This is a genomic window from Pseudomonas sp. BIGb0164 (assembly GCF_024810135.1).
Classification (GTDB): Bacteria; Pseudomonadota; Gammaproteobacteria; order Pseudomonadales; family Pseudomonadaceae; genus Aquipseudomonas.
The window spans coordinates 352,580-371,859 of record NZ_JANUEA010000002.1 but is presented as its reverse complement, the minus strand read 5'-3'; the positions used below and the strand labels follow the sequence as shown (position 1 = coordinate 371,859).

The 19,280-nt window shown below is 61.5% G+C and carries 19 protein-coding genes; 10 read left to right on the top strand and 9 right to left on the bottom strand.

From position 1 onward, the window contains the following. Nucleotides 1–35 precede the first annotated feature (35 nt). From M2394_RS05675 to M2394_RS05660, 4 genes are all read left to right on the top strand, one after another. Nucleotides 36–689, top strand: coding sequence for a DsbA family oxidoreductase (locus M2394_RS05675; RefSeq protein ID WP_259171862.1), 654 nt, complete (start codon nucleotides 36–38; stop codon nucleotides 687–689). 216 nt (nucleotides 690–905) lie between these two features. Next, nucleotides 906–1,826 (top strand): arginase family protein, encoded by a 921-nt coding sequence (locus M2394_RS05670; protein WP_176994884.1) that lies wholly within the window; start codon nucleotides 906–908, stop codon nucleotides 1,824–1,826. Next, entirely contained in the window at nucleotides 1,823–2,203 is a 381-nt protein-coding gene (locus M2394_RS05665) for a transporter (protein ID WP_176994883.1), read from the top strand. The genes M2394_RS05670 and M2394_RS05665 overlap by 4 nt, the downstream gene beginning before the upstream one ends. After that, entirely contained in the window at nucleotides 2,200–2,616 is a 417-nt protein-coding gene (locus M2394_RS05660) for an EamA family transporter (RefSeq protein WP_176994882.1), read from the top strand. The genes M2394_RS05665 and M2394_RS05660 overlap by 4 nt, the downstream gene beginning before the upstream one ends. A gap of 110 nt (nucleotides 2,617–2,726) precedes the next feature. On the opposite strand, the gene M2394_RS05655 is transcribed toward M2394_RS05660, so the two are convergent. Further along, complete coding sequence (locus tag M2394_RS05655) at nucleotides 2,727–3,599, bottom strand: fatty acid desaturase (RefSeq protein WP_178922025.1); 873 nt, start codon at nucleotides 3,597–3,599, stop codon at nucleotides 2,727–2,729. A gap of 113 nt (nucleotides 3,600–3,712) precedes the next feature. Then, nucleotides 3,713–4,483: a MipA/OmpV family protein gene (locus tag M2394_RS05650; RefSeq protein ID WP_178922027.1), complete on the bottom strand. Its 771-nt coding sequence runs from the start codon at nucleotides 4,481–4,483 to the stop codon at nucleotides 3,713–3,715. Between the two features lie 230 nt (nucleotides 4,484–4,713). Between M2394_RS05650 and M2394_RS05645 the strand changes: the two genes are divergently transcribed. The 6 genes from M2394_RS05645 to M2394_RS05620 are packed head-to-tail and all read left to right on the top strand — an operon-like array spanning nucleotide 4,714 to nucleotide 11,982. Continuing rightward, nucleotides 4,714–5,427: an MtnX-like HAD-IB family phosphatase gene (locus M2394_RS05645; RefSeq protein WP_178922030.1), complete on the top strand. Its 714-nt coding sequence runs from the start codon at nucleotides 4,714–4,716 to the stop codon at nucleotides 5,425–5,427. Further along, nucleotides 5,420–6,814 (top strand): aspartate aminotransferase family protein, encoded by a 1,395-nt coding sequence (locus M2394_RS05640; protein WP_176994878.1) that lies wholly within the window; start codon nucleotides 5,420–5,422, stop codon nucleotides 6,812–6,814. Before M2394_RS05645 ends, M2394_RS05640 begins: the two co-directional genes overlap by 8 nt. Next, on the top strand, nucleotides 6,811–7,677 hold the full coding sequence (locus M2394_RS05635; RefSeq protein WP_178922032.1) for a carboxylesterase: 867 nt from the start codon (nucleotides 6,811–6,813) through the stop codon (nucleotides 7,675–7,677). Before M2394_RS05640 ends, M2394_RS05635 begins: the two co-directional genes overlap by 4 nt. A gap of 15 nt (nucleotides 7,678–7,692) precedes the next feature. Then, entirely contained in the window at nucleotides 7,693–8,817 is a 1,125-nt protein-coding gene (locus M2394_RS05630; protein WP_259171860.1) for a GNAT family N-acetyltransferase, read from the top strand. Continuing rightward, complete coding sequence (locus M2394_RS05625) at nucleotides 8,817–10,595, top strand: HAMP domain-containing sensor histidine kinase (protein ID WP_259171859.1); 1,779 nt, start codon at nucleotides 8,817–8,819, stop codon at nucleotides 10,593–10,595. Before M2394_RS05630 ends, M2394_RS05625 begins: the two co-directional genes overlap by 1 nt. Next, a complete protein-coding gene (locus tag M2394_RS05620) occupies nucleotides 10,585–11,982 on the top strand; it encodes a sigma-54 dependent transcriptional regulator (protein WP_176994874.1) in 1,398 nt (465 codons plus the stop codon). Before M2394_RS05625 ends, M2394_RS05620 begins: the two co-directional genes overlap by 11 nt. A gap of 122 nt (nucleotides 11,983–12,104) precedes the next feature. Here M2394_RS05620 and M2394_RS05615 read toward each other — a convergent pair whose 3' ends face one another. From M2394_RS05615 to M2394_RS05585, 7 genes are all read right to left on the bottom strand, one after another. Further along, nucleotides 12,105–12,443: a GlpM family protein gene (locus M2394_RS05615; RefSeq protein ID WP_056858829.1), complete on the bottom strand. Its 339-nt coding sequence runs from the start codon at nucleotides 12,441–12,443 to the stop codon at nucleotides 12,105–12,107. Continuing rightward, on the bottom strand, nucleotides 12,443–13,780 hold the full coding sequence (locus M2394_RS05610) for a sigma-54 dependent transcriptional regulator (RefSeq protein ID WP_178922040.1): 1,338 nt from the start codon (nucleotides 13,778–13,780) through the stop codon (nucleotides 12,443–12,445). The genes M2394_RS05615 and M2394_RS05610 overlap by 1 nt, the downstream gene beginning before the upstream one ends. After that, a complete protein-coding gene (locus tag M2394_RS05605) occupies nucleotides 13,777–15,678 on the bottom strand; it encodes a sensor histidine kinase (RefSeq protein WP_259171858.1) in 1,902 nt (633 codons plus the stop codon). The genes M2394_RS05610 and M2394_RS05605 overlap by 4 nt, the downstream gene beginning before the upstream one ends. 171 nt (nucleotides 15,679–15,849) lie before the next feature. After that, a complete protein-coding gene (locus M2394_RS05600) occupies nucleotides 15,850–16,584 on the bottom strand; it encodes an amino acid ABC transporter ATP-binding protein (protein ID WP_016970736.1) in 735 nt (244 codons plus the stop codon). Then, the gene (locus M2394_RS05595; RefSeq protein ID WP_010212763.1) at nucleotides 16,581–17,252 is read right to left on the bottom strand and encodes an amino acid ABC transporter permease; all 672 of its coding nucleotides are present in this window, start codon (nucleotides 17,250–17,252) and stop codon (nucleotides 16,581–16,583) included. Before M2394_RS05595 ends, M2394_RS05600 begins: the two co-directional genes overlap by 4 nt. Next, nucleotides 17,252–17,998 carry an amino acid ABC transporter permease gene (locus M2394_RS05590; RefSeq protein WP_010212762.1) on the bottom strand — a complete coding sequence of 249 codons (747 nt, stop codon included), beginning with the start codon at nucleotides 17,996–17,998 and terminating at the stop codon, nucleotides 17,252–17,254. The genes M2394_RS05595 and M2394_RS05590 overlap by 1 nt, the downstream gene beginning before the upstream one ends. A gap of 194 nt (nucleotides 17,999–18,192) precedes the next feature. Then, the gene (locus M2394_RS05585) at nucleotides 18,193–19,119 is read right to left on the bottom strand and encodes a glutamate/aspartate ABC transporter substrate-binding protein (RefSeq protein ID WP_178922044.1); all 927 of its coding nucleotides are present in this window, start codon (nucleotides 19,117–19,119) and stop codon (nucleotides 18,193–18,195) included. Between the last annotated feature and the right edge of the window lie 161 nt (nucleotides 19,120–19,280).

Below are 19,280 nucleotides of genomic sequence, written 5' to 3'. Positions count from 1 at the left end.
TTTCCGGCGCGTGAATGCCAGCGAGGTTGCCTACCATGAGTACTCCCCTGAAAATCGATTTCGTCAGCGACGTGTCCTGCCCCTGGTGCATCATCGGCCTGCGCGGCCTGACCGAGGCCCTGGACCAACTGGGAGCCGAAGTGCAGGCCGAGATCCATTTCCAGCCGTTCGAGCTGAACCCGAACATGCCTGCCGAGGGGCAAAACATCGTCGAACACATCACCGAGAAATACGGCTCCACGGCCGAGCAGTCCCTGGCCAACCGCGAACGCATCCGCGACATGGGCGCCGCGTTGGGTTTTGCCTTTCGCACCGATGGCCAGAGCCGCATCTACAACACCTTCGACGCCCACCGCCTGCTGCATTGGGCCGGGCTGCAAGGTTTGCAGTACAACCTCAAGGAAGCGCTGTTCAAGGCATACTTCAGCGACGGCCAAGACCCGTCCGACCACGCGACCCTGGCGATCATTGCCGAAAGCGTCGGCCTGGACATCAAGCGCGCCGCCGAGATTCTCGCCAGCGACGAATACGCCGCCGACGTCCGTGAGCAGGAACAGCTGTGGATTTCCCGAGGTGTAAGCTCGGTGCCGACCATCGTGTTCAACGACCAGTACGCCGTCAGCGGTGGCCAGCCGGCCGAGGCGTTTGTTGGCGCCATCCGCCAGATCATCAGCGAAGCCAAAGCCTAAGGCCGGTCACTGTTCAAAATGTGGGAGCGGGCTTGCTCGCGAAGGCGGTGTGTCAGTTGATGCATGTGTTGGCTGACACTGCGCCTTCGCGAGCAAGCCCGCTCCCACATTGGTTATTCACTGTTTTTAAGATAAGTGCTGGCCCGTCCCTTGCATTACCCCCTCAAAGCCCCTCCGGCAGCCGGATGGGCGCTGTTATTAGGGGGCAACACTGCCTTGAATATTCTTGACCTCGACCACAGCCTTACCGGCCAGGCACCGATTGCCCGGCGTTTGGCCAGCGGCCAGGCCACGCGCCTCGACTTGCTGGACCTGGGCCCGAAACTGCGCCTGTGGTCCACCGAAAAAACCTGGAAATCTTTCGCCGAGCGCCTGGCCAAACGGCCGCGGCCGGTGGATGCACGCCCGGAAATCCTGTTTGTTGGCTCCGGTGATTATCACCACCTCACGCCGGCGTTCCTGGCGGACCTCAAGGAACCCATCAGCCTGATCCATTTCGACAACCACCCCGACTGGGTGCGCTTTGCGCCCAAGCGCCACTGTGGTTCCTGGGTCAACCGCGCGTTGAAGATGCCGGCCGTCAAACGCATCGTCACCCTCGGCCCATGCAGCGACGACCTGCATAACCCGCAACTGCGTGGCGGCAACCTCGGCGCCCTCAAACGCGGGCAATTGCAGCTGTTTCCGTGGCAGCATCCGCCGTCGAAAGTCTGGGGCCGGGTAGGCGATGGCGCCGGTCATCAACAGCAGGAAAACCACCTGCACTGGCGCAACCTGGCCGAGTTGGACTGGACCGCGTTTCTGGAGCAGATGATCAGCAGCCTGCCCACCGAAGCGATCTGGATCACCATCGACAAAGACGTGCTGGCCAGCGAAGACGCCGCCACCAACTGGGACCAGGGCGGCATGCGCCTGACCCATCTGCTGGAGGCCCTGCGGGCCTTGGCGGCGCGCAAGCGCATCATTGGCATCGACGTGTGCGGCGAGTTCGCCACCCCGGCGTTCAGCAACGCGTTCAAGCGCTGGGAAGCCAAGTCCGACCAGCCGCCGCCCGAGCGCTGGAGCCCGGAGGATATTCAGCGCAACGCCGCGACCAATGAAGCCCTGATTGACCTGTTTGAGGAGTTGTTCCCGTGACCCTGCTCGTAGTGATGCTGGTGGCGTTTTCCATCGTGCTCGATGTGATCGGCCAGCTGTGTTTCAAGATCGGCCTGGACCGCCTGCCGGAGCTGGAAGGCGGTTTTCGCCTGAATGCGTTCTGGGGCCAAGTGTTCAATGCGCCGTTGCTGTGGGCCGGGATCGGCGCCTATGCCATTGAGTTTTTCGTGTGGCTGGAAGCCTTGTCCCGTGCGCCGTTGAGCCTGTTGTTCCCGGCCGCAGCGCTGGCCTACTGCGGCGTGGTGCTGGCGGGCAAGCTGGTGCTCAAGGAAACCGTCAGCCGGCGTCGCTGGCTGGGCACGCTGGTGATTACCTTTGGCGTGATGTTGGTGGCCATTGCGGGGAGTCAGGCATGAGTTCGCAGAATGTAGCGGCAGAGCGGCCCAGCGGCTGGCTGCACGGGCGCCTGGGCACCGTTGTGCTATGGGCGTTGCTGATCGGTTTTGAAAGCGCCGGGCAGCTGTTTACCAAGGTGGCCGGTGACCAACTGGGGCAGATGGATTTCAACTGGCAGTGGCTGGCCGACGTGGCGCGTAACCCGGGGATCCTGGCGGCGATCGGCAGTTACATCGGTGCCTTTTTCGTGTGGATGCTGATCCTGCGGCGCAGCAGTCTGTCCCTGGCGTTTCCGCTGAGTTCGCTGGTGTTTGTGGTGGTGCTGCTGGGGTCGTGGCTGGGGCTGGGGGAACACATCAGCCTGCTGCACTGGGTGGGGGTTGCGGTGATTATCGGCGGGATCGCCTTGCTGGCTGAGGGCGAAGAGAACTGATGCACCACCCCTGTAGGAGGCTGTCTTGGCAGCGAGTGGTGAACTGGTTGGATTGTGTAGTGAGCGAGCTTGCCTCGCGCGGGGCAAGCCCGCTCACTACAAAATCAGGATCAGCCCTGGGATTTGCGGTGGGCCACCAGGAAGCCTAGGCCGTGGGACACCGGAAGCGCCTTGACGCCCGCCTCACGCTGCTGCTCGGCAATCTCCCGATGAAACGCCTTCACTTTGGTCCAGTGCATCTTCGGCCGGTAGTGGTGCTCGGCGTGGTAGCCGTTGTTCATCCAGATCAGGTTGTACAACACGCTGTAGGAACTCACGCCCCAGGCAATCGGCAGGTCCGGGTTGCCACCGAAATGTTCGTAGTAGCCATTGAGCGATGACAGGCACTGGCCCAGGTACCAGAACGGCAACAGCCACAGCACCGCCTGCCAGTTGTAGAACGCCAGGGCGATGTAGAATGCCACCGTCACGCAGATCTCCACCTTGACCCAACGAGCGTCAGCGGGGCGCTTGCGCTTCATTTCGTCATAGAACGGCTTGGGATCGTCGCGGAAAAAACTGAGGAACGTGTAGGCCCACGGGTTTTCCGGCTGGCCGTCCTTGCCGCGTTGGTAGATCGACAGCGGGTCGATGGTTTGCCCGTCCGGGCCCGGCAGGTCGGCGTTGCCACGGTGGTGGCGGTTGTGGATATCGCGGTAGAGCGTCTGGGAAAACCCGATGGTCACCGACAGCAGCAGGTCGAACCCACGGTTCATGGCGCGATGGGTGAAGTAGGCGTTGTGGATCTGGTTGTGGGAGATGCTGTTGATGCTCCACGACAGGCTCACCGCGTACACCAGCGCCAGGGGCACCAGTGCCCACCAGCTCAAGCTATGAAACGCGGCAACCAGCCAGATGACAAAAGCAAAGTGCGCCAGGCCCATGGCGATCGGGACCAGGTCCCACAGCGAATGGTGCAACAGGCGGTAAGCGGGGCGAGCCATGAAGAACGTCCTGAAAAGTGGATTCCAGGGCGTTACTGCAAGGCTCAGACCAACTTCATCGGCACTCACGAAACCCAACTGTAGGATTCGACAAGCCGGCTCCTACAGGGGAATCAGTCGAATTTGTAGCTGATAGCGGTCTGCACCTGGCCCTGGTTCACTTCGCCGGTCTGGCGAACGATGCTGCTGTCCGCCGCCGAGCCCACCAGGTGGACCCAGCTGGCGCTGGTCAGCAACGACCATTTCGCCGCCAGGGGGAACTCGAAGCTCTGGGTAAACGTCAGGTTCTGGAAGCCGCCGCTGGCGTTGTAGGGCTTGAAGCCCGAAGCGGCGGCTTCGTTGTCATCCACGCCGAAAAACGTGTTGGTCTGGCGGTCGTCGGCGAAATGCGCCATCAGGCCGCTGCTGCCAATGATCCCGCCGCCCAGCGGGTAACCCAGCTCGCCACCGACCTTGCCGAGCACGCCGCCCTGGTCGTGGCCACCGCCCACGGCCCGGCCCAACTGGGCGTAGACCCGCCAGAACTCGGCCGGCGCGTACTGCACGAACCCGCCCACCTCGGCCATGCTTGAGACGTCCCGCAGGCCGGCGAGGGCGCCGTTGGCCGTGCGGCCCGGGATGTAATTGACGTAAGGCCCGGCGCTGAACCCGTTGGTATTCAGGGCGCTCCAGGTCAAGCCATCGTCAGTGCCGAGGCTGACATTGCCCCAGTCCAGGTCGAAGTACGGAATAGGGGTGATCTGATAGCGGCTGCCCGTGGGTTCGCGGGGCTGATAGCTGACGCCTGCGCCCACTTCACCGGTAATGCCCTCAGCCTGGGCGGCGTTTGAAAAGCCCCACAAGCCCAGCAAACCGGCGAATGCAGCACATGTGATCCTGAACATGGTCACGGTTCCTTGATTGATTACGTGCGCATGAACGCGCGAAGGGCCTTCCTGGCGCAAGCACTCATCTTGTTTGTAGCAAGCTACAAAAATTGTAGCTTGGGCGACACATATCACCACCGTTACACGGCAAACCCCCAGCCCCGCTGGCTTTCGGCCAGTTGGCACGCTCCCTGCTCTACCGGTTGGGCAAGCGCATGCAGCGCGCTCCACCTTCAAGGTAAACGCAGATGATCCACTGGCATATCGTGTGTGACTTCGACGGGACCATTACCCCCACCGATGTCATCGACAACGTCCTCCAACGCTTCGCCGGCCCCGAGTGGGAAACCATCGAGCAGGAATGGCTGGATGGGCATATCGGTTCCCGCGAATGCCTGAGCCGTCAACTGGCCCTGATCAAGGCCACACCTGCCGAACTGCTGGCCTACTTCGACAGCGTCGAGATCGACCCGGACTTCCCGGACTTCGTCGACCACGTCATGGGCCTGGGCGCGACCATCGAAGTGGTCAGCGACGGCATCGAACAAGGCATCGCGCGCATCCTGTCGCGCAACTACGTGACCTTGTTGCCGATCCTCGCCAACCGCCTGCGCCAGGTCGACCAGAACAGCTGGCGCATCGACTTCCCGTACTCCAGCGATGCCTGCCGTGCCGCGTCCGGCAACTGCAAATGCAAATCCACCCCGCGCAACAAGCGCGTGCTGGTGATCGGTGACGGCAAGTCCGACATGTGCGTGGCCTCCACCGCCGATTTCGTCTTCGCCAAAGGCAGCCTGGCTGACTACTGCGAAACCAACAACATCCCTTACGCGCGCTTCGACACCTTTGCCGAAGTGCCCGCGCTGCTGGCCAAGTTGCCTCTGGGCATCGCCGCCAACGCCACCACCTTCACTGCTGCTGACCTCTCTGTTGAAAATCAGGAACTCTTCCACCATGTCTGATATCCGTATCGCTACCGCCGAAGACCAGATTCTTCTGGATAAAGAAGCCAAGTACTGCTCCTACGGCGACACCGTTCACTACATCGAGCCACCGCGTATTTTCAGCCGTTGCGAAGGCTCCTACGTGTGGGACACCGAAGACCAGGCGTACCTCGACCTGCAAATGTGGTACTCGGCCGTTAACTTCGGCTACGCCAACCCGCGCCTGAACAACGCGCTGAAGCAGCAGATCGACACCCTGCCGCAAATCGCCAGCCAGTACCTGCACAAAGGCAAGATCGAGCTGTCGGAAATGATCGCAGTCGACGCCAAGAAGAAGTTCGGCCTCGACGGTCGCGTGCACTTCAACGTCGGCGGTTCGCAGTCTATCGAAGACTCCCTGAAGGTCGTGCGTAACGCCACCAACGGCAAGAGCCTGATGTTCGCCTTCGAAGGCGGCTACCACGGCCGTACCCTCGGCGCCTCGTCGATCACCTCCAGCTACCGCTACCGTCGTCGCTACGGCCACTTCGGCGAGCGTGCGCAGTTCATCCCGTTCCCGTACCACTTCCGCGGCCCTAAAGGCATGACCAAGGAAGAATACGGCAGCCACTGCGTGCAGCAATTCGCCCGTCTGTTCGAGACGGAATACAACGGCGTGTGGGACCCGAAAGTCGGTTCCAGCGAATACGCAGCGTTCTACGTCGAGCCGATCCAGGGCACCGGCGGCTACGTGATTCCGCCGATGAACTTCTACCGCGAACTCAAGCAAGTGCTGGATCAGCACGGCATCCTGATGGTGTCCGACGAAATCCAGATGGGCTTCTACCGTACCGGCAAACTGTGGTCGATCGAACACTTCGACGTACAACCGGATGTGATCGTCTTCGGTAAAGCTCTGACCAACGGCCTGAACCCACTGGGCGGCATCTGGGCCCGTGAAGAGCTGATCAACCCGAAGATCTTCCCACCAGGTTCCACCCACTCCACCTTCGCCTCCAACCCACTGGGGACGGCGGTAGGCCTGGAAATGTTCAAGATGACCAACGAAGTCGACTACGGCGCGATGGTCATGGCCAAGGGCAAATACTTCCTGGAAGGCCTGCAAGACCTGCAGAAACGTTTCCCGATCATCGGCGACGTCGACGGCCTGGGCCTGGCCCTGCGCTGCGAAATCTGCGGCCCGGATGGCTTCACGCCAGACAAGGCGACCCTGGACTACATGGTTGAAGAAGGCATGAAGGGCGACATGGTGGTTGATGGCCAGAAACTCGGCCTGATCCTCGACGTCGGCGGTTACTACAAAAACGTGATCACCCTGGCACCGTCCCTGGAAATCAGCTACCCGGAAATCGACCTGGGCCTGAAGCTCCTGGAGCAACTGCTGGTGCGAGCAACCAAACGGTGAACAGCCTCGAGATCGACCTCGGTGAAGGTGATGCCGGCTTCGTTCTCGGTGAAGGTCCGGTCGGGATCCTGTTGATCCACGGCCTGACCGGCACCCCGACGGAATTGCGCCAGGTCGCCAAAGGCTTGGCCAAGGCGGGTAACTGCACGGTGTACGTGCCGACGCTGGCCGGGCATTGCGGGGGCAACAGCGACCTGCAGGCCACCGGCTGGCTGGACTGGTACGAAGGCGTGCGCAAGACCTTCGCACAGGTCAAGCAACGCCACGCGCAGGTGTTCGTCGGTGGCTTGTCCATGGGCGCGGTAATGTCGATGTACGTGGCCGCCGAACACCCCGGGCAGGTTGCCGGGTTGCTGATGTATTCCACCACCTTGAAGTACGACGGCTGGAGCATTCACAAGCTGGCGTTCCTGACGCCGTTGCTGATGAAGATTCCGTTCGGCGTGCACATCTGCCGCTTCGAAGAGAAGCCGCCGTACGGCATTAAGAACGAGCGCCTGCGGGCGATCGTCGAACGGCAGATGAAGGAAGGGCACAGCAGCGAGGCGGGCTTGTTGACGATGGAAGGCATCACGGTGCGCGAGCTGCACCGCATGAACGCCGTGGTCAAGAAGCGCATGCCCGAGGTCAAGGTACCGGCGCTGGTGCTGCATTCCATCGAGGATGACATCACCAGCCGCTGGAACGCCGATTACGTGGAACGCCACCTCGGCGGCCCCGTGACCAAGATCCTGCTGGACAACTGTTACCACATGATCACCGTCGACCTGCAGTACCGTCGTGTGATCGAGTTGAGTGCCGAGTTTGTCGAGCAGCACACCCATGCCATCGAGGCGCCCGAAGATTATCGACAGCGGGCGTAAGCCTAAGGAACAGACGTGATTACCGCCCAAGCCTTCCCGACCATCCGGGCTATCCAGCGCAGTGCCTGGAATGACTGTTTTCCCGGTGCCCTGGAGGACTGGGACTATTACGTGGCCGTGGAAAACGCCGCGATCGATGATTTTCAGTGGCGTTACCTGGCTGTTTACGATGATGGTGTGCTGGTTGCTGTCGCCGCCGCCTTCATCACTCATTATCGACTCGACACCACGGTGTCGGGTGCCGGCAAGCGCTTGACCGAGCGCCTGGAGCGACTGTGGCCGGGTGTTTTGCAGTTGGGCTTGTATGCCATCGGTTCGCCGGTGGCCGAGCGTTGCGACGCGGGGGTGGCCAGCCACGTCCCGAGCGAACGCCGCCCGCTGCTGCTCAAGCATTTGCTGCAGGCTGCACGCCAGGACGCCGACGAGTTCGGCATCGGCTTGGTGGCGGTCAAGGATGCGCCGACCAAAGACCCCGACTGGGCAGACAGCTGCCGCGCCGCAGGCTTTCAAAGCATGCCGAGCCTGCCCACCGGGCTGTTGCCGCTGCCTTACGGGTCGGTGGACGCCTACCTGGGGTCGCTGGGCAAATCCACCCGCAAGGACCTGCGCCGCAAGTTGCGCGCACCTGGGCCGCGCGTGGAATGGCGGCGCAACATCGACGACGTGTTGCCTGAGGTCATGCGCCTCTACGAAGCGACCCTGACACGCGCCGAATTGCAGTTCGAACGCTTGCCCGCCAGCTACTTCACCGGCGTGCTCGAACGCCTTGATGAGCGCGCGGTCTGTGTACTTTACTGGGTGGATGACAGCCTGGTGGCGTTCAACCTGGTGCTGGTGGATGAGCACCGCTTGATCGACAAGTTCTTCGGGCACGACGTGGCGTTCACCCGTGAGTACAACCTGTACTTCCGCAGCTGGCTGACCAACGTCGACTACTGTATCCAGAACAATATCGCGTTGTACGAGTGCGGGCAGGCCGGGTATGCCAGTAAGCTGCGCCTGGGTTGCGAGTTCCAGGGCAACAGCATGTTCTTCCGCCACCGCAATCGGTTGGTCAATGGGCTGCTCAAAGTAGTGAAAATGTTTTTCCGACCGGATCGTTCCGACCCTGCCATGGCTGCTGCGATAAGCGAAACCTGATGATCACCAAGACCCGCCAGAAAGCCCGCCCCTTTGCCATCTCGCGCTGGAGCGTCCAGCGCAAGCTGGTGCTGGCGTTCTGGCTGGTCAGCGTTATTCCCACCATGATCGCGGCCGAGCTGGCTGCCACCACGTTGTCGCAGATTTTCGACAGCAACGTGCGGATCTGGCTGCAAGAATCGACCAAGATCGTCAAGGACGAGATTGGCGACATCCTTCACGACAACGCGCGCATGGCCAAGCTGTTCTTGCGCTACACCAGCCCGCCCTCGTCCAAACAGGCTGCTCGGCATGATCGGCTCACCGCCGACATTGCCGATGCCACGGATATCGACGTGGTGGCGCTGATTCGGGTCAGCGATCACAAGGTGGTGTTCAGCACGGCCGCCGATGACATCGTCAAGCAGATCAACCTGACCAGCAACGCGGTGTTGCAGACGGTGCAAGTGGCCGGCGTCAGTACGGGGTTGGTGGTCTCGACCTTCGAGACCAATCGCGATGGCGAGGATTACCTGCTGCTGGTCGCCACCTACCTGGACAGCAGCTTCCTCACCAGCGTGGCCGATGTGCATTCCCTGGACCTGCGTCTCTACCTGGCCAACCCCTCGGGCTTCTCCGAGATTTTCTCGACCCAGCGTTTCGAAGATCATCCCTCGCGCATCCCCAAGGGGGTTGAAGCGGCGTTGCGCAGCACCAAGCAACCCAGTGAGCAATTCACCAGCAAGTACAGCGGGTTGTACTGGCCGATCTTCAACGATGCCGGTGAGCTGCAAGGTGTGATTTTCAGTGGTTTGCTGCGCCATACCAGCCTGGTGGGGCTGGTGAACCAGAGCAATCTGTTCGTGCTGATTTTCCTGCTCAGTTCGGCACTGTCCCTGGCGGCGGGGGTGCTGGTGTCACGGCGCCTGACCAAGCCGTTGCGGGATTTGTCCCAGGGCGTGAATGCGGTGATCTCGGGCAACTATGAACACCGCGTGCTGGTGAGCGGCGGCGATGAGCTGGCGCAGTTGAGCAGCACGTTCAACCACATGACCGAGCGCCTGGGCGAGTTGCATCACCTGGAAGCCCAACTGCGCCGGCGTGACCGCCTGCATGCCTTGGGCGAAGTCGCCATGGGCCTGGCCCATGAGATCCGCAACCCGTTGGGCATCATCAAGACCGCCACGCAACTGCTGCACCGGCGCGCCGACCTGGCGGAAACCGACAAGCGCCATTTGGAATACGTGATCAGCGAGGTCAGCCGTATCAACGACCTGATCACCGAGTTCCTCGATTTCGCCAAGCCCAACCCACCGTTGCGCACGCTGCAGGCGGCACGCCCGGTGGTGGAAGAGATCCTCGGCTTCTGCGGCCCGGAGCTGTCTACCCATAACATCGATGCACAGATCGATGACCAGGCGCCCGGCGCAACGATCTACGCCGATGCCAAGCAGCTCAAGCAGGCCTGCCTGAACCTGATCCTCAACGCCATCGACGCCATGCCTGAAGGCGGGCGCCTGACGCTGGGCATCCGCAGCGAAGACGACAACACGATCATCAGCATTGCCGACACCGGCCAAGGGATTCCGGCGGACATGATCGAGCGCATCTTCACACCGTTTGTCACCACCAAGGCCTCGGGCACCGGCCTGGGCCTGGCCAAAGTCTATTCGATCATGGAAAGTCACGACGGCAGCATCGAATGTGCCAGTGAGAAAGATGCCGGCGCCACGTTCAGCCTGTACATTCCGGCTAACGGCGAAGACGACGGGGATGATGAGGAAGGTCATGACGCATAACGTATTGGTGGTCGACGACGAACCCAAGCTGTGTGACTTGTTGTCGTCGGCCCTGAGCCAGAGCGGCATCCAGGTGTTTACCGCAGGCAACGGCCTGCATGCGCTCAAGGTGCTGGAACAGGAAGACATCGACCTGGTGATCAGTGACTGGCGCATGCCGGGCATGGACGGGCCGGCGCTGCTGGCCGAGATCAAGGTGCGCTACCCGCACTTGCCGGTGATTGTGATGACGGCCTACAGCACGGTGAAAAACGCCGTGCAGTCGATGCGTAACGGTGCGTATGACTACATCGCCAAGCCGTTCGATATCGATGAACTGGACATCACCGTGGCCAAGGCCTTGCAGTTTCGCGACATCATGCGCGACAACGCCCGCCTGCGCGCCGAGCTGGATGAACATGCCCAGTTCGACAGCCTGGTGGGTGACAGCCCCGCGTTTCGCAAAGTGTTGCAGGCGGTGGATTCGGTACGCGACAGCACCGCCACCATCCTGCTGACCGGCGAAAGCGGAACCGGCAAGGAAATGGTCGCCCGCGCCATTCATAAGCACGGCAGCCGCGCCGACAAACCCTTTGTCGCGGTCAACTGCGCCGCGATCCCGGAAGGCCTGCTGGAAAGCGAAATGTTCGGCCACCGCAAAGGCGCGTTCACCGGCGCCGTGGCGGACCGGGTAGGGCGCTTCATGCAGGCTGACAAAGGCACACTGTTTCTCGACGAAGTGGGCGACATGCCCCTGGCGTTGCAGGCCAAGATCCTGCGCGCGCTGCAAGAGCGGGTGATCGAACCGGTGGGCGACCCGCGTGAGCGCAAGGTCGATGTGCGCGTGATCGCCGCCACCAACAAGAATTTGCTGGACGCGGTCGCCAATAAAGAGTTTCGCGAAGACCTGTATTACCGCCTCAACGTGTTCCCGATCCCGCTGCCTGCCCTGCGTGAGCGCGTGGAAGACATCGCGCCCCTGGCCCGCCACTTCGCCCAGACCCTGAGCGCCACGGCCGGCAAGCGCATCACCGGTTTCAGTGCCGAGGCGTTGCAAGCGATGGCGGCCTACAGCTGGCCGGGCAATATCCGTGAGCTGCAGAACTGTGTGGAACGGGCGACCATTGTGGCGGCATCGCCGGTGATCGAGGACATTGACCTGCCGGGTTATCTGTTCGCTTCCAAACCGAGCGAAGGCGGGGTGGCAACGATCCTCAGTGACGGCCCGGGGATTCCCCAGGACCTCGACGCGGCGCTGGCTGAGGTGGAAAAGGCTTACATCCTTGCAGCCTTGCAGGAGAGCAATGGGGTGCAGGCGGCGGCAGCGGCGAAAATCGGGATATCGGAGCGAAGCTTCTGGTATCGCCTGAAGAAGCTGGGCATCCAGGTCGACAAAATAGTCCGCTGACACCCTGAGGTCCAAATGTGGGAGCGGGCTTGCTCGCGAAAGCGGTGTGTCAGTCAAATAGGTTCCAACTGAACCTCCGCATTCGCGAGCAAGCCCGCTCCCACAGTTTTGATTACATTGGGTCAGGCGTGGACGCGTACCCACACGCTGACCAGCACGGTCGCGGCCATCAACCATGCTACTGCTGCGACGGCCAAAGACGCCTCCAGCCGCATCCGGTCGACCATCACATACAGCGTCGCCAAATACACAAAGTACGGAATGATCGACCACATCCCGAACAGGATCGTGGTCTTCAGGTCGTCCACCGAACGGCCCTTGCCGACGATGTAATGGGCGATCAGCGCGAAGGTCGGGAACAGCGGCACCAGGCCTGCGATGTAGTAGTTCTTGGTCTTGGCCAGCGCGGCCAGGATCAGCACGACCGCTGCGCCCAGGGCAGCCTTGAGTAACAGATCCATCAGTGGCTCAACCCGTATTTCTTGACCTTGTCGAACAGCGTGGTCTTGGCCATCCCCAGTTCCAGGCTGGCCTGGGTCAGGTTGCCGCCGCTGCGTTGCAGTGCATCGTTGAGCAGGTTGCGTTCGAACGCCTCCACCGCTTCGGTAAACGCCAGGCCGTGGTTGCCACTGCCGGTGCCGCTTTTCTTGAAGGCGGGCAGGCCCAGGGCGAAGCGTTCGGCGACGTTGCGCAGCTCACGTACGTTGCCCGGCCAGTCGTGGCTCATCAGGCTCGACAGGGTCTGGTTGTCCAGTTCCGGCGCGGTGCGGTCGAAGCGCAGGGACGACTGCTGCAGAAAGTGCTCGAACAGTTGCAGGATGTCTTCGCGGCGCTCGCGCAGGGGCGGCAGTTCCAGGGTGACCACGTTGAGGCGGTAGTACAGGTCGCTGCGGAACTGGTTGGCGCGGCTCAGCTCATCGAGGTCGGACTTGGTGGCGGCGATCACCCGGCAATCCACCGCAACGCTCTGGTTCGAACCCAGGCGTTCGAGGGTGCGCTCCTGCAAGACCCGCAGCAGTTTGATCTGCAGGTTGATCGGCATGCTTTCCACTTCATCGAGGAACAGCGTGCCCTCGTGGGCGTGCTCGATCTTGCCGATGCGACGCTTGCCGGCGCCGGTGAAGGCGTTGGCCTCGTGGCCGAAGATCTCGCTTTCAAACAGGTTTTCCGGCAAACCGCCGCAGTTCAGTGCCACGAACTGGTGAGTGTGGCGTCGGCTGAAATCATGCAGGCACCGCGCAACCAATTCCTTGCCGGTGCCGGTCTCACCTTCGATCAGCACGTTGGCCGAGGTGTCGGCGACGTTGGCGATCAGTTCGCGCAGGTTCTGCATGGCCGGCGAGCGCCCGATGATGCGACCTTCCAGGGAGTCGCGTTCGGCCAGTTGGCGGCGCAGCGACCAGACTTCCCGGGCCAGGCCACGTTGCTCCAGGGCACGGCGGACCACATCCACCAGACGCTCGGGGGAAAAGGGTTTTTCCATGAAGTCGTAGGCGCCGTTGCGCATGGCGCCGACGGCCATGGAAATGTCGCCGTGCCCGGTGATCAACACCACCGGCAGGCTTTTATCCAGGGCCTTGAGGCGCGTCAGCAGTTCCAGGCCGTCGATGCCCGGCAGGCGGATGTCGCTGATGACGATGCCGGCAAAGTTTTCGCCGATGCGCTTGAGCGCTTCCTCGGCGCTGCCCACGCCCACGCTGGGAATATCTTCCAGCGCCAGGGCTTGCTGGCAGCCGAGCAGCACATGGGGGTCGTCTTCGACGATCAGGACGGTGAGGTCTTTAGGATCTGTTTTCATGTCGACTCAGCTTTTTGAGTGCCCGCCAACGGCAGGCACAAGACAAAGGCAGTACCACCACTGGCCGGGTGTTCCACGGCAAGGTTGCCGCCGGTGGCCGCCGCGAGGCTGGCGGAAAGGGTCAGGCCCAGCCCCAGGCCTTGCTCGCCGGGCTTGGTGGTGAAGAACGGTTCGAACAAATGCTTGCGCGCCTCGGGGTCGATGCCGTGGCCGTTGTCGCGCACCTGCAGGCGATATTTGCCGTCGCTGCTGCTGCCTTCGAGCCACAACTGCGGCGTCGGTTGTGCCTGCATGGCGTCCAGGGCGTTGCCGATCAGGTTGACCAGGATCTGCTCCAGGCGCGTCTGGTCGATTTGCAGTTGGGCGTTGGCGAAGTCGCGGTGCAGGGTCAGCGGCAAGCTGTCCAGGCGCGCACCAAGCACCTGGAAGGCAGCCTCCACGGCCTTGGCGAGGCTGGCTTCGCCCTGGTCATCACCGCGCCGGGCAAAGGAGCGCAGGCTGGCGGTGATGCGGCCCATGCGGTCGATCAGTTCGTTGATGGTCTTGAGGTTGGCGCTGGCGGTGTCCAAGGCGCCACGCTCGAGGAAGCGCACAGTGTTGCCAGACAAAGTGCGCAGCGCGGCCAGTGGCTGGTTCAGTTCGTGGGCGATGCTGGTGGACATCTGACCGATGGCAGCCAGTTTGCCAGCCTGTACCAGCTCATCCTGGGCGCGGCGCAGGGTCTCTTCGGCCTGGCGCCGTTCGCGGATCTGGCCCTTGAGTCGTTCGTTGCTGGCGCGCAGGTCGGCGGTGCGTTCGGCAATCCGACGTTCCAGCTGGCTGTTAGCTTCCTGCAAGGCTTCCCGCGCGGCGAGGCGGGTGGCGATGACTTTGCGCCGCTCGTTCCAGGCAATCAGCAGGAATGCGACCAGGCCAAAGGCCACGGCCACCAGGATGCCCTGGTTGATGGCGGCCCGGCGCAGGTCATTGAGCGGGGTGAGTAGGGTGAAATTCCACGGTGTGTCATTGAGCGGGCGAGTTTGTGCCAGGTAGCTGACTTCGTGCTCGTCGTTGACCACTTCACTGTTGGCCGGGAAGGTCAGTTTTTCGGTGCCTTCGTTCAGGCGCTCGCGGGCCAGGGGCTCAAGCTCGTTCAGTGTCGCCCAGTAATATTGCAGGCTGTGGGCCAGGCGTTCCTTGGTGTCGTCGCTCAGCGGGCGCACAGCCTTGAGGCGGCGGGCCGGGTCGCTGGACAGAATGATGATGCCGTTCTCGTCGCTCACGAAGGCTTCGAGGCGCGCGCGCTGCCAGCGTTCTTCAAGGGCTTCGAGGCGCACCTTGACCACGGCGACGCCGATGATCTTGCCGTGCTCTTCCAGGCCATGGGCCAGGTAGTAGCCGGGTTCGCCGTTGGTGCTGCCGATGCCGTAGAAACGGCCGGGTTGGCCGCGCACGGCATTCTGGAAATAGGCGCGAAAGGACAGGTCTTCACCCTGGTAACTGTCGGCATCGCGCCAGTTACTGGTGGCCAGCACACGGCCGGTGGTGTCCATCACGTAGATGGCCCGACTGCGACTGCGTCGATTCAGGCCTTCGAGGTAATCGTTGACGGTCTTGCGGGTTTCCTGATTCGGGTCGGCCAGCAGCGTCGACACGCTGGATTCCAGTTCCAGCAGGCTGGGCAGGTAGGTGTATTTGCTCAGTTCGCTTTCGACGGTACGGGCGTGCAGCTCCAGCTGGCGTTCGCCGTTGTCGCTGAGGGTGCGGATGCCATAGTACTCACTGACCCAGAAGCCGATATAACCCAAGCCGATCATCAGGGCGATGATCAACGGCGGCAGGAACAGTTGGCGAATCAGACGAGGCTTCACGGCAAGTGATGGCGGCGCGGCGCGATAGGGGTTGGGGTCGCATTTCATCACAGATGCCTTGGGTCAACCAGAGCTTACCGGCCTGCGCGGGCCCTGTGGGAGCGGGCTTGCTCGCGAAGGCGGTGTGTCAGTCAAAGATGCAGTGGCTGATGTACCGCTTTCGCGAGCAAGCCCGCTCCCACAATTGGCCCGGCTTTTACAGTGGAAGCTTTGTAGGGCTTAGTGCTGCAGGATTTTCTCGAGGAAGTGCTGCGCGCGTTCGGAACGGGCGCTGATGTCGCCGAAGAACTCTTCTTTCGGGCAGTCCTCGATGATCTTGCCGGCGTCCATGAAGATCACGCGGTCGGCCACTTTACGGGCGAAGCCCATTTCGTGGGTCACGCACATCATGGTCATGCCTTCGTGGGCCAGCTGCACCATCACGTCGAGCACTTCGTTCACCATCTCCGGGTCCAGCGCCGAGGTCGGTTCGTCGAACAGCATGACGATCGGGTCCATGGCCAGGGCGCGGGCGATCGCCACACGTTGTTGCTGGCCGCCGGACAGCTGGCCCGGGTGCTTGTGGGCATGGGCCGACAGGCCGACGCGGTCGAGCAGTTGCAGGCCTTTCTTGGTGGCCTCTTCCTTGCTGCGACCCAGCACCTTGATCTGCGCGATGGTCAGGTTTTCGGTGATGGTCAGGTGCGGGAACAGCTCGAAGTGCTGGAACACCATGCCCACGCGCGAACGCAGTTTCGGCAAGTCTGTCTTCGGGTCGGCGATGGAGGTGCCGTCGACCACGATGTCGCCCTTCTGGAACGGTTCCAGCGCGTTGACGCACTTGATCAGGGTGGACTTACCCGAGCCCGACGGCCCGCACACCACGATCACTTCGCCTTTTTTAACCTCGGTGCTGCAATCGGTCAGCACCTGGAAGTCGCCATACCACTTGTTGATGTTCTTGATAGAGATCATACGGCAAACCTTTTTTGCAGACGCTTGACCAGCAGCGAGGCGGAAAAGCTGATGATGAAGTAGACGACACCGGCGAAGATCAGGAACTCGTTGGAGCGGCCGATGATGTCGCCGTTGGAGCGGGCGGAGTTGAGGAAGTCCACCAGGCCCACGGTGTAGACCAGCGAGGTGTCCTGGAACAGGATGATCGACTGTTGCAGCAGCAACGGGGTCATCTTGCGGAACGCCTGGGGCAGGATGATCAGGCGCATGGTCTGGCCATAGGTCATGCCCATGGCCTGTGCCGCCGCCATCTGGCCTTTAGGGATCGACTGCACGCCGGCCCGCACGATTTCACAGAAGTACGCAGCTTCGAACATCATGAAAGCCACGACGCAGGAGGTGAACGCGCCGATCGGGGTGTCTTCGCCGGTGATCCAGCGCAGCACGAACGGCACCGCCAGGTAGAACCAGGTGATCACCAGCAGCAGCGGGATCGAGCGGAAGTAGTTCACGTAGGCGCCGGCCACGCGGGACAGCAGTTTGCTGGACGACAGGCGCATCAGCGCCAGGACCGTACCAAGGGCAATACCGCCGACCACGCCCATGACCATCAACTGCAAGGTCATGACCATGCCGTTCCACAGGCCCGGGATGGCGGGGATGATGCCGCTGAAATCGAAGTCCATTATTTACCCCCCACGGAGATCAGGCCGGGCACGGCGACTTTCTTCTCGACCAGGCGCATGAGCAGCATCAGGCTCATGTTCAGGGTGAAGTAGATCAGCGTGGCCAGGGTGAAGGCTTCAAACAGGTTGGCCGAGAACTCGGCGGTCTGCTTGGTCTGCGCCAGCAATTCCATCAGGCCGATCAAGGACGCCACGGAGGAGTTCTTGAAGACGTTGAGGAACTCCGAGGTGAGCGGCGGAATGATGATCCGGTAGGCCTGGGGCAGCAGCACGTTCCAGTAGATCTGCGGCAGCTTGAAGCCCATGGCCCGCGCGGCGGATTCCTGGCCCCGTGGCAGCGCCTGGATACCGGTGCGCACTTGCTCACAGACGCGAGCGGCGGTGAACAGGCCCAGGCACACGACAACACTCAGGTAGGCCGAGGTGGTCGGGTTCAGGTCTTGTTTGTACCAGTCCTGCAGGTTCTGCGGCAGCATGTCCGGTACCAGGAAGTACCAGATGAACAGCTGAACCAGCAGCGGCACGTTACGAAACAGTTCCACGTAGCAGGTCGCGATGCCCGATACGATGCGGTTTGGCACGGTGCGCATGACGCCCAGAATGGACCCCAGCAGCAAGGCGATAATCCATGCCACGACAGCGATGGCGATGGTCCAGCCCAGGCCGGCGATGTACCAGTCGAGATAAGTCTCGCTGCCAACGCCGGTGGACTTGAAGAACACGCCCCAGTCCCAGTTGTAATTCATTAGGGTCTCCCCTCGAGATCGATCGATGTACAAGCACCCGCTTGGGGAAGATCCTTTCCCGCCTGACGGTGAACGCCAGGCACACGCGATCGGCTCGAAAACCGCCAGGTCGAGTGTTCCACATTAAAGCCAGCAGGTAGTAACAGACGCCTGAGGGAGGGTTGGCTCCCTCAGGAGATAAGCTTAGTCAGGTATCAGATTTTTACGTCAGGCGCTGGCTTGTCGCTTGGGTTGGCGATCAGCTCCTTCACCTTGTCGCTCATCGGGAAGTTCAGGTTCAGGCCTTTTGGTGGGATTGGGCTCTCGAACCACTTGCTGTAGATCTTGTTGATCTCGCCGGATTTGTACAGGGCGACGATGGCGTCATCGACAGCTTTCTTGAATGCTGGGTCGTCTTTACGCACCATGCACGCGTAGGCTTCGAAGGACTGCGGAGTACCGGTGATGACCCAGTCGTCCGGCTTCTTGGCCTTGGCTTCTTCACCGGCCAGCAGGGCGTCGTCCATCATGAAGGCAACGGCACGGCCGCTTTCCAGCATGTTGAAGGATTCGCCGTGGTCTTTGGCGGAAATGACGTTCATGCCCATTTGCTTGTCAGCGTTCATCGCCTTGATGATGCGCTCGGACGTGGTGCCCGCGGTGGTCACGACGTTCTTGCCTTTCAGGTCGGCAAAGTCAGCGTAGGACGGCTTGCCATCAGCGTCTTTCTTGACCAGCAGACGGGTGCCGATTTCGAAGATGTTGACGGTGAAATCAACTTGCTGGGCGCGTTCGGCGTTGTTGGTGGTGGAACCACACTCAACGTCCGCAGTGCCGTTCTGGATCAACGGGATGCGGGTCTGCGAGGTCACCAGGTTGTATTTAACCTTGAGGTCGGGCTTGTTCAGGTCTTTTTTCAGTTGTTCAACGATGGCCAACTGAATGTCGTGGGAGTAGCCCACGGGTTTGCCCGAACCATCCGCGATGTAGGAAAACGGAATGGAGCTGTCGCGGTGCGCGAGGGTGATGGTGCCGGAGTCGTTGATTTTCTTCAGTGTGCCGGTGAGTTCGGCGGCGAAAACTGGAGTGCTGATCAGAGCAGCAGCGATAGCTGCGCCCAGGATATGGGGAACGATGCGCATCAATACTTCCTCGACATTTGTTTTTTTTATGAAGCCGGCTAAACGGCTCTCTTGTACAGCGAATGCCCATGACGGCTCCTGAGGCGTCTCAGGCAATCGTCAGGGAGTGTAGAGCATGAGTCGTGCCATACCCGAAACAAACAGTTAACTATCTGATTTAT